Annotated in this window: 11 protein-coding genes; 3 read left to right on the top strand and 8 right to left on the bottom strand. The window is 46.0% G+C overall.

Annotation, left to right across the window (positions count from 1 at the left end; all coding sequences use genetic code 11):
• Window positions 1–215: 215 nt before the first annotated feature.
• From AAFP14_RS18045 to AAFP14_RS18060, 4 genes are all read right to left on the bottom strand, one after another.
• Window positions 216–1,160: a GDP-L-fucose synthase family protein gene (locus tag AAFP14_RS18045; RefSeq protein ID WP_341733615.1), complete on the bottom strand. Its 945-nt coding sequence runs from the start codon at window positions 1,158–1,160 to the stop codon at window positions 216–218.
• A gap of 327 nt (window positions 1,161–1,487) precedes the next feature.
• The gene (gene gmd / locus AAFP14_RS18050; protein WP_341733616.1) at window positions 1,488–2,519 is read right to left on the bottom strand and encodes a GDP-mannose 4,6-dehydratase; all 1,032 of its coding nucleotides are present in this window, start codon (window positions 2,517–2,519) and stop codon (window positions 1,488–1,490) included.
• Window positions 2,520–2,730: 211 nt separating this feature from the next.
• Window positions 2,731–3,462 carry an undecaprenyl-phosphate galactose phosphotransferase family protein gene (locus tag AAFP14_RS18055; protein WP_340524800.1) on the bottom strand — a complete coding sequence of 244 codons (732 nt, stop codon included), beginning with the start codon at window positions 3,460–3,462 and terminating at the stop codon, window positions 2,731–2,733.
• Between the two features lie 273 nt (window positions 3,463–3,735).
• Window positions 3,736–4,911: a glycosyltransferase gene (locus tag AAFP14_RS18060; RefSeq protein ID WP_341733617.1), complete on the bottom strand. Its 1,176-nt coding sequence runs from the start codon at window positions 4,909–4,911 to the stop codon at window positions 3,736–3,738.
• A 297-nt stretch (window positions 4,912–5,208) separates the two neighbouring features.
• On the opposite strand from AAFP14_RS18060, the gene AAFP14_RS18065 reads away from it, so the two are divergent.
• Window positions 5,209–7,248, top strand: a complete 2,040-nt coding sequence (locus tag AAFP14_RS18065; RefSeq protein ID WP_341733618.1) for an iron uptake porin — start codon at window positions 5,209–5,211, stop codon at window positions 7,246–7,248.
• A 396-nt stretch (window positions 7,249–7,644) separates the two neighbouring features.
• Here AAFP14_RS18065 and AAFP14_RS18070 read toward each other — a convergent pair whose 3' ends face one another.
• From AAFP14_RS18070 to AAFP14_RS18085, 4 genes are all read right to left on the bottom strand, one after another.
• Window positions 7,645–9,426, bottom strand: a complete 1,782-nt coding sequence (locus tag AAFP14_RS18070; RefSeq protein WP_341733619.1) for an Rqc2 family fibronectin-binding protein — start codon at window positions 9,424–9,426, stop codon at window positions 7,645–7,647.
• Between the two features lie 97 nt (window positions 9,427–9,523).
• Complete coding sequence (locus AAFP14_RS18075) at window positions 9,524–10,201, bottom strand: GIY-YIG nuclease family protein (RefSeq protein ID WP_341733620.1); 678 nt, start codon at window positions 10,199–10,201, stop codon at window positions 9,524–9,526.
• A 178-nt stretch (window positions 10,202–10,379) separates the two neighbouring features.
• A complete protein-coding gene (locus AAFP14_RS18080) occupies window positions 10,380–11,243 on the bottom strand; it encodes an aldo/keto reductase (protein ID WP_341733621.1) in 864 nt (287 codons plus the stop codon).
• Window positions 11,244–11,365: 122 nt separating this feature from the next.
• On the bottom strand, window positions 11,366–12,148 hold the full coding sequence (locus AAFP14_RS18085; protein WP_341733659.1) for an ABC transporter permease: 783 nt from the start codon (window positions 12,146–12,148) through the stop codon (window positions 11,366–11,368).
• Between the two features lie 454 nt (window positions 12,149–12,602).
• On the opposite strand from AAFP14_RS18085, the gene AAFP14_RS18090 reads away from it, so the two are divergent.
• The gene (locus AAFP14_RS18090; protein WP_341733622.1) at window positions 12,603–13,676 is read left to right on the top strand and encodes a radical SAM protein; all 1,074 of its coding nucleotides are present in this window, start codon (window positions 12,603–12,605) and stop codon (window positions 13,674–13,676) included.
• A 526-nt stretch (window positions 13,677–14,202) separates the two neighbouring features.
• Window positions 14,203–15,564 (top strand): branched-chain amino acid ABC transporter substrate-binding protein, encoded by a 1,362-nt coding sequence (locus AAFP14_RS18095; protein WP_341733623.1) that lies wholly within the window; start codon window positions 14,203–14,205, stop codon window positions 15,562–15,564.
• The last annotated feature ends 1 nt before the right edge of the window (window position 15,565 follow it).

A 15,565-nucleotide genomic window follows, 5' to 3' on the forward strand; every position in this document is an offset into this window, starting at 1 on the left:
TTTTGAGCAATTTGAGGAGCAAGACTTCTGTTCTGTGGTTTACTCACTGCTGTTATTGTACATCCAGAAACCTGAGAAAGATTATACTCTAATTTATCACATTTAGGACTTATGCAACCATCCTAGGTCTCGGGGCAACCGGGCGTGGGATTGCCCCTACAAAACGCTACATTTAAATCAATAGAGTCAGTCTCGATCGACCTGGTTTTTTAGACTCACGCTGCGTGTTTCCGATACCATTCTATTGTATTTTTCAACCCTTCCTTAAACTCGGTCTGTGCAGTAAACCCAAAGGCTGTTTTTGCCCTTTCTGTATCCAAACAACGGCGTGGCTGACCATTGGGTTTATCTGTTTCCCAAACAATTTCGCCTTTAAATTCCATCAATTCGCAAATTAACTCAATCAAATCTTTAATTGGTACTTCAGAATTGGTTCCCAAATTCACTGGTTCGGAGTCATTGTAATCCTGAGTTGCCATCACGATTCCCCGCGCTGCATCTGTGGAATACAAAAACTCGCGGGTAGGGCTACCGTCGCCCCACACTGGCAATGTTTTGTCTCCCCTTTCTTGGGCTTCGTGGACTTTCCGAATTAAGGCGGGGATGACATGGGAACTTTTGGGGTCAAAGTTATCTTCTGGGCCGTATAAGTTGACTGGTAGCAAGTAGATCCCGTTGAATCCGTACTGCTGGCGATAGGATTGCAGTTGCACTAATAAGGCTTTTTTGGCAATTCCATAAGGGGCGTTAGTTACTTCTGGATAGCCGTTCCAGAGGTTGTCTTCTTTGAAAGGAACTGGAGTTAAGTTTGGATAAGCACAAATTGTGCCAACACAAACAAATTTTGCAACTCCGGCTTGGTAGGCTGCGTGAATTAGTTGCGCGCCCATCATCAAATTGTCGTAAAATAATTCAGCGGGTTTGAGTAGGTTTAAACCAATGCCACCGACGTGGGCTGCTAGATGGATGATGATGTCTTGTTTGTCGGCGGCGCGTTGGCAGTTTTCCATGACGCGGAGGTCGCAATCGCGCGATCGCGTTACACTAATTTTATCAGCATCGGCTCCTGCTTTGACTAACTGGTCGATGACTTGACGGCCGAGGAAACCGGCGCCACCTGTGACTAAAATCTGTTTGTTAGTTAAATCTAAGCTGGTCATAATTTTATCCTCTTATTTGCATCAGGGTCGATCGACAATATCCAATATCAGCAAGATGAAACCCCCGCGCTGAAGCTTAACTACTCACCGAAGAAACCAGTATTAATCATGGGCTTGTTTGTGGGTGGGGGCGGGTTTGTTTCACTCTCCTAGACGCAACCGCCATGAGTAATATTGAATTTAGGGTATCTCATGTGAGTTTTTGCACAATTTTTAGGGGTTCGGGATAGTAGAGCACCCCATCGATTTGCACTATGAAAAAGCTGAGAAGTTTACCCGCCCCTACAGCTTGGTGACCGCCGTGAAAGAGTTCAGTAAATGCAAAAATTAATCAAATCCGTTCCCAGAACCTCGCCCCTGCTGATCCAGAGCTTTAATGTCAGCATCTACCATTAAGTGTACTAATTGCTCAAAAGTTACAGAGGGTTCCCAATTTAACTGAGTGCGGGCTTTTGTCGAGTCGCCAATCAAAAGTTCGACTTCGGCGGGACGTAGGTAGCGCTCATCAAACTCTACATAATCTTCCCAATTTAAGTTGGTGTAGCTGAAGGCTAAATGTAGGAATTCCTTAATGGAATGGGTCTCGTTGGTCGCAATGACGTAATCGTCTGGTTTTTCTTGTTGCAGCATCAGCCACATTGCTCGCACATAGTCTTTAGCATAGCCCCAGTCTCGCTTGGCATCGAGATTTCCGAGATAAAGTTTTTTCTGTTTTCCTGCTAAAATTTTGGCGAGGGCGCGAGTAATTTTGCGAGTTACAAATGTTTCGCCACGGCGGGGAGATTCGTGGTTAAATAGGATGCCGTTGCAGGCAAAAAGACCGTAGGATTCGCGATAATTTACGGTTTGCCAGTGACCGTAAACTTTGGCGCAAGCGTAGGGGCTTCTGGGATAAAAAGGTGTTGTTTCTTTTTGGGGAACTTCCTGTACTAAGCCAAACATTTCCGAAGAACCTGCTTGATAAAAGCGCACTTCTATGCCTGTACGTCGCTGATAGTCTCGAACTGCTTCTAGGAGGCGCAATACGCCCATTCCTACGGCATCAACCGTATATTCTGGGGAGTCAAAGCTAACTCGAACGTGAGATTGAGCCCCTAGGTTATAAACTTCTACTGGCTTGACTTCTTCTAATATCCGGCGCAGAGTGGTGCCGTCGGTTAAGTCTCCGTAGTGGAGAAACAACTTGGCGTCCTCGCTGTGAGGATCGACATAAATGTGGTCAATGCGATCGGTATTGAAACTAGAACTCCGCCGGATAATGCCGTGAACTTCATAGCCTTTTTCTAGCAATAACTCACTTAAATAAGAGCCGTCTTGACCTGTGATACCGGTGATTAGGGCTCGCTTCCGTTGCGTCATCTAAATTGTTCCTTGACAGATTGTAATTTTCAGGGCAGGGGTGCTGTTGCCTGCCGATCGTTTTCTCAAGCTCTAGGTTAACTCACAATTATTCGATCGGTGTCAAAGCAGAGTTGAGATTTTGCAAAGACTTAGCCCAGGCAGTCAGTAGCAAGCATCAGTAGTTAGTAGCAAATTAGTAGTAACTACTGATGCTGACTGCGGACAAAAATTAGTATGCGCCGTTATTTTTAGGAAAAATCACCACGCCAATTGTTTTGAAAACGATCCACAGATCCATCCAAAGGTTTTTTTCATTTGCATAATAGAGGTCGATCTGGACTCGGCGGGGATAGGGAATGTCGTTCCGGCCGGAGACTTGCCATAGGCCTGTAATTCCAGGTCTGATGGTCAGAACTTTGTTGATGTAAGTGCCGTATCTAGGCAATTCCTCTTCAACTAAGGGTCTGGGCCCAACTACGCTCATATCTCCCTTCAAAACATTCCAAAATTGGGGAAATTCATCTAAACTGGTCGCTCTGAGAAACCTTCCGATACAGGTAATTCGAGGGTCTTGTTTCAGCTTGAAATTGTCCTCAAACTCTTGACGGAGATGCGGCGATTTTTCCATGATTTCCACCAAGATGTCGTCGGCATTTTCCACCATCGTTCTGAATTTCAGGCAATAAAACATCTTGTGATTTTTGCCTACTCGTTCCTGTACATAAAAAATTGGCCCGGAGGAGCTTAAGGCTATCGAGAGAGCCAAAAGCAGGTAAACCGGAGCAAACAGGATCAGAACCGACAAGGAAAACATGATGTCAAATAACCGTTTGAAAAATTCTCCGTCGAGGCTTTGGAGAGAGCGACTTATGCGTCTGTCTCTAGACAAGACAGGCTGAAAACCGCGTCTCGCGATCGCTCGAATTACCTTGCCGGAGATTAGTTGGCTGTCGGCAGTCATCTTACTCCTTCACTTCACACCACACACAGTCCTGATCATAAAGCCTCAAGACGCTTTGTTCTGTGAATTATGTTTCTAATCCTCAATTTTCTGGGGGAGTGGGTAGTGGACAGTGGGCAGTCGCTAGTGGCTAGTGGGCGGTTGGTGCTTACCAGTGGGCGGTTGAGGGTTGTCAGTGGGCCGAGAAAAAATTCTCCCCCTGTGGGAATATCTCCCTGTCTCTCTGGGACTCTCTTCCCTGGGGACTCTCTCCCCCTGGGACTTTCTCCCCCTTTAATTCCCAGACTGAGTAAATTCACGGGAGTGAAATTCCTGATAGGATTCTTCCACAAAGGCCAGATAGCGCTGGCGAAAGACTTCTGGGGCAAACTCCTCGGCGTGGAGTCGCCCTATTTCTGGCTGAAATTTGCTTTGCAACTGTTCAAACTCCTCCACCGCTGCGACTAATGCGGAGGGGGTTTGGGAAGCAAAAAATAAACCAGTCCCTGTCTCTGGATGTTGGCGAATGTCCCGCACTGTCTCCAAGGCGCCACCGGCTGCATAGGCAATTACTGGTGTTCCACAAGCTTGGGCTTCTACCAGGGCGATGCCAAAATCTTCGCAAGCTGCGTATACAAAGGCTTTGGCTTGGGCCATGTATTTTTCCACTACTTCTGCTGGTTGCCATCCGAGTATTTGCACGTTGGGTTTGGCGAGTTGTCGCATCATTTCTAATTCAGGCCCGGTGCCGATGACAATGAGATGATGCCCCATTTGATTAAATGCTTGGACGATCGCGCTGATGTTTTTGTAGCTTACCAATCGGCAAACAGTGACGTAAAAGTCTTGTTTTTGCCCTACTAAGGAAAATCGATCGATATTGACTGGTGGATAAATCACCTCTGCCCGTCGCCGATAGCACCGCCAAATCCGGCGGGCTGTATGTTGGGAATTGGCGATGAAATAATCAACGCGATTGGCAGAAATGACTTCCCACTGCCGTAGTCGGTGTAGCAAATATCGCGTCAGCACCCCTGGGATGCCTCGTCCGGCTTTGCTACTGTCCAAATAGTCAAAAGTCATGTCCCAGGCGTAACGCATGGGTGTGTGGCAGTAACAGACGTGTAGTTGGCTGGGACTGCTGAGGATGCCTTTGGCGACGGCATGGGATGATGAGAGGATGATGTCATATTGACGCAAATCTAGTTGTTCGATCGCGATCGGCAAAAAAGGCAAATATTTTTGGACACCTTTGCGGGCGAAAGGAAAGTGCTGCAAAAATGTTGTGCCAATCTGTCGCCCGAAAAGATAGCTTTGGGGATTTGCCGATTCAAAGTCGATGAGAGCATAGACATCGGCTTCTACGTGTTTGAGGATTTCCTCTACTACTAATTCTGAACCGCCCGTGGCTAAGGGCGTTAACCATTCGTGAACTAGGGCATATTTAAGTTTTTCGTAAGCAGATTTCACTCTTGTCTCCACACCAGTAACAATTTTTAGCTTGGATTGAGACTAGCAAAAAAAACAATCCCTCTTGTCTGTAGTCGATCGAACTATTTGTTTGGGCTAATTCTGTCAATATCACTTTGGCTAAGGTGAATGCCCGACTTACTGAAAGTGACAGTGCAAAGCTGTTTTGGGAGTGTGAGCGGGCTGGCTGGAGAGGATTATTGACAGCTAATACCATTAGGCCCAATTGATGTATAGTATTTACGATCGCCTAAATCTTCGGGACTGGCGATCGATCCCATGTGGTGTGAGGTAACAATGTCTAAAATTTTGTGGAAAGGACTCTTAGTCAGTCCCGCTGTATTAGCAGCAAGTTTGGTTTTATCTTCTGCTTCCCTAGCAGAGCAACCTCTGGAAATTGCAGCAACGACTCCAGTTAATAAATTGCAATTAGCAGGTGCGGCAACAGAGACAGCCAAGCCCGATACAGAAGCGTTAACGGCAGATTCAGTCTCATTAGCTAGCCCTCAGACTATTGAAACTATTGACAATACAAGTGCGATCGAGTCGATCGCCCCAGTAGCTCAACAGTCAAAAGAACCAGAAAACACAGTAGCAGTAGCAGATTTAAGCACTACACAGCCTGCGGCAGCCACGACAGCCCCAGAACCCAACAGCACAGCCCTAGGGGCAAACACCAGCGAAGCAAAACCAGCCACCGACTCAACCAGGGCAGTGGCACCACAACCACAACCGGAGCAAATTTCCCAATCGACAGCTCCCAAGGCCACATCTCCAGCATTGCCCAATGCCTTAGAGCAAATCAACCAATACAGCGCCGAAGGTACTGACAGTGAAAATGCAGCCGGTCAAGTCACCTCGGTTTCCCAACTCTCTGACGTGCGGCCTACAGATTGGGCATTCCAAGCATTGCAGTCCCTAGTAGAACGCTACGGTTGTATAGCTGGGTATCCCGACGGCACCTTCCGGGGCAACCGCGCCATGACTCGCTACGAGTTTGCAGCCGGTTTAAACGCCTGTTTGGATAAAGTGAACGAACTGATTAGAGGCGGCAGCCAAGGCCTGGCAACTAAAGAAGATTTAGCTTCTGTGCAAAGATTGCAAGAAGAATTTGCCGCCGAATTAGCAACCTTGCGCGGCCGCGTCGATGCTTTGGAAGCACGGACGGCTGAATTAGAAGCCAATCAGTTTTCGACTACGACTAAACTCAATGGCGAAGTGATATTCGCTTTGACAGGCATCGCCACAGGAGAAGATGCTAATGGTCGCGATGCTGATAAAACCACAGCTTTTGGCAGCAGAGTTCGTCTCAATTTCGACACGAGTTTCACAGGCAAAGATTTACTGAGAACTCGACTGCAAGTGTTAAATTTGGGTTCATTTTCTACCAATAACACCGAAACCGCTGAAGGAGAATTGCGGTTTAATGCTGGGCCTTTTGGCACTGCTAGCAATACTGTAGGTTTAGATGCGTTGTTTTATCAATTCCCTCTAGGGAAAAGCACTACAGTCATTCTCGAAGCCAATGCCGGGGCTGCTGACGATTTCACAAATACGGTCAACCCTTACTTTGACGGAGATGGGGGCAGCGGAGCTCTTTCTAACTTCGGTACTCGCAACCCGATTTACTATTTGACAGCAGGTACCGGTATCGCTTTGCGGCATCAATTTGGAGACAAACTGGAACTGAGTTTGGGATATTTGGCCGGCAATGCTGCTAACCCAAGCAACGGAAATGGTTTATTTAACGGCTCCTACGGCGGTTTGGCTCAGTTGACTTTTAAACCGACAAGTAGCATTGCTTTAGGTTTGACTTACCTTAATTCCTACAACTTCGTCACTGGTACCGGCAGCAATGCTTCTAATTTTCCTGCCCGACTCAGTTACTTCGGGCTAGATGACGGTACTGTTCCGGTTTCTAGCAATTCTTATGGCTTGCAAGCTTCCTGGAAGGTGAACCGTGGACTTGCGGTTGGCGGTTGGGCTGGTTACACAAATCAGCGCATTTTATCCAACTTGGCAACTCCTGGAGGTTCGGTACAGCGGGGAGACCAAAAAATCTGGAACTGGGCAGTTACTTTGGCTTTTCCCGATTTATTGAAAGAGGGAAATGTCGCTGGCTTTTTGGTAGGTATGGAACCGAGAGTGACGAGTTCCACTAATCGGACATTGCCCGAAGATAAGGATACTTCGTTGCACATTGAAGGTTTCTATCAGTTCAAGTTGAGTGACAATATTTCCATCACTCCTGGTTTAATTTGGCTGACTGCTCCCGACCACAATAAGAATAACTCTGATTTGTTGATTGGGGTAGTTAGAACGACTTTCACTTTCTAGGTTGTTTTTAACCGCAGATTAACGCAGATTCATGGTCTGCGTTAATCTGTGCGGTTAAATCATATAAAATCCTCTCTTCATCGTCCTGTATTAAACTCTCTCTTCTCGAACTTCGCGTCCTTAGCGCCTTCGCGGTTAAATCATTCCGATACAACCGGAATTGATATCATTTCCATGCAACGGTCAAAAATATTAAATACTCAACAAGAACGACCAGCTTTTTGGGAAAGCTGGTCTGCTAATTAATTAAGTCCGTTGTTCTTTCAAAGTGAGGAAACCCAAACAGCGCGTTCCCTTGCAGCGGGTTCTTCAAAACATATCATCCTTCGAGAGTGTTACTTTAGCAAGAAAATTTAATTTTTGCAATAAAACTTTACATTTCCGGGCGGACTTAGATTAAGCTGTGGCTTGCTGCGGTCTGCCCCAGACTATGCGCTCCTGCTTGTATACAACCATACCAGGTTTTGCGCCTTTGGGTTTATACACATATTTCGGTTCTGTATATACTACTGGTACTTGTTCGCTCTGACGGGCGCGACTGTAGTAGGCGGCCATGTTGGCGGCAAATTGCAAATCGGCTTCTTCGGCAACTGTGCCCGGTGTGACGCGCAGCAAGGCGTGACTTCCGGGAATTTCTAGGGTGTGGAACCAGATGTCGTAGTCGCCTGCTACGCGAAAGGTGAGTTGGTCGTTTTGGCGGTTGTTGCGCCCGATTAATAATTCAAAGCCACTGGGGGTTTGGTAGCGGTGAAATTCGATCGCAGCATTTTTGTCCGTACTGCGGTAATCTGGAGCATCTAGATATTTTTGTTGAATCAGTTCTTCGCGGATTTCTGCTAGGGTTTGCAAATCTTGGGTGTTGCGGTAGGTTTCTAATACCGAAAGTGCAGCTTCTACTTGTTCTAGATAGTCTATTTCTTCTTGGACGGCGGCCAATAACGGTTCTACAGCAATGCGAGCTCTTTTAAGTTTTTGGTGCTTTTTGTAGAGTGCTTGAGCGTTTTGAACGGCGTTTTTTTCGGGATTCAGGGGAATAGCAACTGGTTGGTTGGTTTCAAAGTCTGGTAGAGAAATGGTTTTCATTCCCGGTTGCCAATGTTGTAAGTTTGCCATGAGCAAATCGGCTTGGGATTTGTGGGTGTCGGCTACTTCTGACTGCTGTAATTTTTGTTTGAAGGTGTTGGCTTTGAGTTTGAGTTTGGCTAGCAGGTTAATCAGTTTTTGACTTAGTTGATGTCGCACTTGGGCGAATACTTCTTGGTTGATTTCGCTGGTGTAGTAGCTATTGAGTAATTCTTGGACTGAAGGGAAGGAGGGGGAGAGGGGGGGAGAATCAGAGGGCGGGCACGCACCATCCACCGCCCCTACGTGATGATTTTCGGGTGCTGGCCAGTCGATGACGGTGTAGCCTTGGGCTGTCAAACTGGGTTTGAATTTTGAGTTTTCTAGGGCTTGCAGCCAGTATTGCCACCGCTGGAATAGTTGCTGCCAGTCGTGGGGGCTGAGGCTGTCGGTGGATTGTTCTGGGTCTAAATTGGCCGATCGAATCATAGACCAAATTAAAGCCTTGCTCAACCCTCGATAATTCTTCAACAGGTTGCGGTGTAATTGCCCAGGAACGAGGCTAATTCTTTCTTGCCATCTGTTTTGAGGTTCGATCGCGCTTGGTGCTGTATCGGTCAAAGCCGGGGGCATTTCGTAGGGTTGCCCGGTTTGGATGGGGCGCACGCTGGACTGTTTGGCACTGACTTGGTGAGCACAGGTGACAACGAGATTGTCGTGGGCGGTGAGGATGACGTTGCTGTATTTGCCGATGATTTCGGCGTAGAGATGCCACAGGGCTGGTTCTCCTGGGCGTTGGGCGAATTGCAAGTCTACAACTCTTTCCCAGGGGGAGATGGGGGCGATGGAAACCAGGGCTAAACCGCTGAGTTGGTGTCGCAGTTGTTGGCTGAAGGTGAAGGTGTCGGGAATGCGGGGCGGGGGGTCGCCGACGCAGATGCGGGCGGCTACGGGATGCCAGGAAAGGTCAATCCAGCCCCGTTTGTTCATGGTGCGTAGGGCCAGGGACACAGTGAAGCGATCGCGCTGGTAGACTTGTTCTAAGCGTGCTGGTAGCCATTGAGCTCGCAGTTCGCTGCAAGTGGCAGTTAAAGTTGTCAAGTCTACAGGTTGCACAGTACCCTCTTGCGATCGAAATATCTATATTCCACTATATCAAGTTTGGTGGGCAAATTTTTTTTATGCCCACAGAAGCTGTTTGGTTTTTCGATATTTAAATAGATGGCTTTGTTTCCTGGGTTTGGGATTGAATCACAGCACTCCAGTCATCTTCATTAACAGCACTTGCCAAATCCTTGCCACGTTCGTCGGCACTTTTTGCTGCTATTTCCAACTCTTTAGTCAGAGTGGAATCTGCCATTGCTTTGCGTAATTTCAGTTTCTTTTCTTCATAGGCTTTTTGTTCGTCAGCAGACATGGCAGCCCGCGCGGCTTGGCCGACTGTACTCGCCCACATTTCGCTGTCTGTACTATTTCCTGGGGGAACGTTTTCGAGTTCTGCTATCCAAGCATCGCGCAAATTTTCCATTTCTTCCCGCTTGGGAAATTTGAAAGTTTTCACGCGGAGGAATGCACAATTTTCGCTTCCATTTTGGGCGATGTGACCGTTGAGAGAAAGCAGGATATTTCGGGAATAACCTATATATTGGGTTTGATGGGAAGCGTCGATAACGGCATAAACGCCTGCCACTTTAGCGTTGGTTGCTAAATCACGCCAAGCTGGGATTGACACTACTTTGGTTCCGTCATTTTCTAAGGACGGAATTGCTGTCGCTGCACCATGTTCTTCATCGGAACTGTATAAAAAGTTGTGCAGTCCTTCATGGGCGATAGGTACGTTTTGATGTTCTATTGGTAAGTCTAAATCTGCCTTGACTGGATTCATTTCCATAAAATCTCACTCCTCTAAAAATGTTGCTTTTCTGGGCTGGTTATCCTGGGTGTCCCACTATCAAGTTGAGTCTTGGTCAAACAGGCAGTCCCGGCTGTTTGGGATCGCCCACAATCAAGTTTACTGTTTGTGGAACAGGCCGGAGAGACTGGTTTATTGTTTTTTGACGTTTACCTAATTAACTTGCGGAGATTCGTTGTACTTCCTCATCAGTCAACTTGACATCTATCGCTTTTACGGAGTCTTCAATGCTGGATAGTTTGGTCGCAGCGGGAATGGGAACGATACAGGGAGATTTTGCCATCAACCAGGCTAATACTATACAGTAAACTGAAACGTTTTTTTCTGCTGCTAATTTCGCGATCGCTGGCATATCTTGCAAACTGGTGACGCGACGGCTGCCTCCGAGAGGACTCCAAGGAAAAAATGTCAGTTTTTCGGTTTCACAATATTCCAGTACGCCGTCTGATTCTGGTTCTCTGTGCCAAGGATTATATTGATTTTGAACTGAGGCAATTTCTACTGTATCGCGGGCGCGCTTGATTTGTTCTACAGAGAAGTTGGAGACTCCTACAAATCGAACTATTCCCTCTGCAACTGCTTCTTTTGCTGGTGCTAGGGCTTCTTCGATGGTATAACTAGGATCGGGGGCGTGGTATTGCCAAAGGTCGATGGGTTTTTGGCCGCCCAAGGCTTCAAAACTTTCGCGAATTGTCTTGCGTAAATGGTGGGGGTTGCCGTTCCGCGTCCAAGCACCTTGAGGTCGCATCAACCCACCTTTTGTGGCGACGGTGACAGATCTAATATCTCCTGTATACTGTTGTAAGGCTTTGGCAATTAGTTCCTCGTTATGGTGTTTGTCGGATTGATCTTGGCAGTAAGAATCTGCTGTGTCAATTAATGTGACTCCCAAATCTAGGGCGCGGTGAATTACGGCGATTGCCTGGGATTCTGTTGGTCTACCATTTAAGGATAGTGGCATCCCTCCCAGACCAATTGGGCTGATATTAAAGTTAGTGTTTCCGAGTTTTTTATTTTTCATTGGTTTGCCCTTTTTTGATTGTTTATCTGTAGAGTTAGATTGTTATGGCTATTTAAAATATGTAATTTCATCATACAACAATTAACAGTCAAGAGTCAACTGTTAACTATTTAAATTCATAACTAACTCGAAGCGCTGGTGTAAAATCGGAGTGCAAATTGCCAGAAGTAGCGGGAAGCGAACAAAAGTGCGATCGCCAAAATGCCTGCTCCTGCTATCCAAAGTATATCACCTCTGCCTAACATTGTTTCTGCCGGGACTGTGGTCAAAAAAGCAACCGGGACTATGAACGTAAAGAAAAATCGATAAGCTGCGGGATAAGCTACCATGGGAAATCTACCAGCTTCTAACAATCCTCTGAGGACTTCAGTAACGTTATAAATCTTGACAAACCAAATACTGGTTGCGCCCAACATAAACCAGATACTGTAAAGACTCACCATGCCAAATAACAGCGGTATTGCAGCTAGGAAATAGTTGCTGATTTCTACTCCCAATTTGTTGGCCGAGTACAGCAGCAACACCCCGCCGAAGATGATATCGGGTATTCCCCACGGAGATACAGTGTTTGCAGACAGCCAGAATTGGGAACTTATGGGTTTGAGGAGGACAAAATCCAGGGTGCCTTGCTGCACTCGATCGACAATCCGGCTAAGATTAGGTGCTAGAAAGGTTGACGAAAAACCCTGCAAAATGGTGAAAATGCCCAGTACAACTAGGGCTTCTTCCCATTTCCACCCAGAAAACGTATTACCGTTGCGGTAGAACAAAAACAGCCCAAACAAACTACCAGTCAGGTTTCCGATGCTGCTCAGGGCCGCGAGGACAAAATTGATGCGGTATTCAAGTTCTGCCGCCATCGCCGCCCCCCAAAACAGTTTCACTACGTGCACATATCGTCCCATATTTATAGCCATTTTTGCTCCGGGAAATACTTTCATCTCATCATATTGTAAAGCTGCGATGAAGTTACTTGCTGATTCGGCTTCCCTTTTGACTATAATTTTAAGTTATTAAAACAGTATACTTAAGTATTTTTACTGAAGAAATCATTAAGTTGTTTAACAAAAGATTAATTAAATTTACAATTTATTAGCAATAAATAAATTTATTGCTAATAAATTGTGTTTTCCTGTCAGTTAATTCCCTAATGAGATACAAAACTTTACTTTATATATTTGTTATTTTTATATGTTACAGATTTTAATATTATAAATGTTTGAGAAACATCTCTTATTACCTAAAGTTAGCCCTTAGTATGGTGCATACGTACTTAGAAACAACGGGTAATCAGTACGAAATTGAATACGAGAACTTTACTTAGTCAAAGATATCAACAATACTTAGGAGACAGAAGATATGGATGCCTTAACAATGTCAAGACTGGGAGTCAAGCACACTAAGAGTGCAGTAGCCGAATCCCTCAGAATCAACACCGGATATGACATAACCAGCCCAGTAACTTTTTACGGGATTGTCAACGAGCACTGCAATGTTAAATGCCGTCAGTGCGAGTATTGGCGACTCAAAGAATATAAAGATGAAATGACCATCGAAGAATGGCAAAATGCTCTCTTAAGTATCAAAGAATTTGTGGGGGAATTTTCCATCAACTTTAGCGGTGGCGAACCTTACATTAAAAAAGGTTTTCTCGACTTGCTGACTTTTGCCAACAAAAATGGGATTCACGCCGGAGTCACCACCAACGGCTATTGTATGACCAGGGAAAACGCAGCCAAAACAGTCGCTGCTCGTCCTTTTAATGTCAATATATCCGTTGATGGACCTACTGCTGAACTGCACGATTATCTGCGCGGTCAGCCGGGATTGTTTGACAGGCTTTCTAAGGGGATTAGATATCTGCGGGAGGAACAGGAGAAGCAAGGGGTTCTTTTTCCCATCAACGTTAAACCGACGCTGAACCGACTCAATTTCCGTTACATGGAAGAGATAGTAAACTGGGCCCAACAAATTGGAGCCACAACGGTGAATTTCCAACCAGTAAATCATTGGACACAAGAAACCTATGAGGAATTGTGGGTGGAAGAAGAGGATTACGAGGAGTTTTCGCAGGTAATTGAGCGCCTAATTGAAATGAAGAAGAAAGGTGCGCCAATTATGAATAGTGACGAAGTATTGCGTCTAATGTTACCTCACTTCCGCGATGAAAAAGCCCCCGATGGAGTTCGCCCTTGTCGGGTAGGACTTCGGAATTACTGGATTGATACCCGTGGCGATGTCAAGCTTTGCGACGAATTTCCAGTAATTGGGAATGTGAAAGAAGAAAGTGCTCGTGCTATTTGGTACGGCGAAAAAGCTCAGAAAGTCCGCCGGGATACTTTAAATTGCGGTAAGCTTTGCCTGATTACCTGTGTGTCGCAAAAGACGATTTTGGACAAGGTAAAAATGGGTATAAAATTGTTAAAAAATTAAAGCATAACCACAAAGGAGACCAAGCCTCCCTAAAATGCCGGAATGTCATTATCTAAACCCTAGAAAATAGGGTATTAGTGCATTGATATTCCGGCATTTTAGTGACCTAGTTAGTGCCAACTTTTTTCAATTACACAGTCCTGGATGTATGGGGGTCAAAAAGCTGGTTTCTGGGTCAATATGTCTCGGATAGAACGACGATTTTTGCTCATAAACCGGGTTTTATGCGTCCAGGACTGTCGCAGATACTTTACTCGATGAACTTAGAATAGGCTGTGGGTTTTAACTCAAGTATGACTTAGGCACAGAAAAGGAAAAATCTAGGGTTGGGGCATAGGCTGTGGTAAAGTTCCGTTCATGCGGCACGGGGGGAACCGCTGTTGCTGAACCCTAGGCGCTATGCCAGATATTACCGATAACTATGCTGCGTAAGTCATCATAAATTTTTTAAATTTGTGCTAAGTCTTGACTTACAGACTTACAGAGTGAAAATATGCTAAGACCCAAGCAACAAACTAACGTACCTATGAACCTGTCACTGAAGTTAGGGGGCAAAAGTCCCACACCCACAAAAACTTACCAAACACAGCATCTCAACGCCACAGGATTGCGGACATTACTCGTGGCTGCTTCCATAGCCTCTCTCTGCGCGAGTTGTCAAAGCCCGCAAACACCCACCGCTACAAGTTCCGATAGCACTCCCGGTAGCACTCCCGCAGCCTCTCCCGTTGCAGTTAGCAGTCCTGCCGACCCGAACACTGTCAAAATTGTCTCTATGCTGCCGATGACAGGTAGTGCCTTGGGTCAAGCTCAAACAATGGTGAATGGGATTAAACAAGCCCTGGCTGAAACCGATTCCAAAGCCTGCGACGGCAAAATCAAAATGGAATACGAAGTGCTCGATGACGCCACTGCTGCGGCGGGCAAATGGGACCCAAGCCAAGTTACGTCCAATGCTAATAAGGTAGCAGCCGATGGTTCGGTAGTTGCTGCGATCGGTCACTATAACTCAGGGGCTGCCAAACTTTCAATTCCCGTACTCAACCAAGCTAATGTAGTGATGGTGAGTCCGGCAAACACCTATCCTGGCTTGACAAAACCAGGAAAAGGTGAGCCCAAAGAACCCAATGTTTATTACCCGGCAGGTACTCGCAATTTTAGTCGGGTTGTCCCGGCTGATGACCTCCAAGGTGCTGTGGCGGCCAACTGGGCGAAATCTTTAGGTGTTAAAAAAGTCTATATTCTGGATGACCAAGAACTCTACGGCAAAGGTATTGCTGACGTTTTTGAAGCAAGTGCTAAAACTGCGGGAATTGAGGTGCTTGGTCGTGAGGGAATTGATATCAAAGCCAGTGATTATAAAGCTTTAATGAATAAGATCAAAGCTTTGAATCCAGAAATGATTTATTTTGGTGGTACGACCCAAAGCAATGCCGGACAAATAATTAAAGACATCAGAAATGTGGGTATGACACAGGAAGCAGTCAAATTCATGGGACCAGACGGCATTAAAGAGCAAGCTTTAATTGATGCTGGAGGTAAAGATGCCGAAGGTGTTTATGCTACCTTTGGTGGCTTACCTCCAAAAGAATTGACTGGTGAGGGCGCGAAGTGGTACGAAGGTTACAAGGCAAAATTCAATGCTGAACCGGAAGCTTATGCAGCTTATGCTTATGAATCTGCTAAGGTGATTATCGGCGCAATTAATAAGGTTTGCAAAAATGACCGCGCTGCGATCCGCGATGCTGTGTTGGCAACTAAAGATTTTAACGGTGTCCTGGGTAATTGGAGTTTTGATGCTAATGGCGACACTAGCTTGACTACTATGTCAGGAAATGTTGTTAAAGGTGGGAAGTGGGAGTTTGTCAGCCCGCTTAAGACTGAATAAT

Source organism: Microcoleus sp. EPA2 (genome assembly GCA_020882975.1).
Lineage (GTDB): Bacteria > Cyanobacteriota > Cyanobacteriia > Cyanobacteriales > Microcoleaceae > Microcoleus.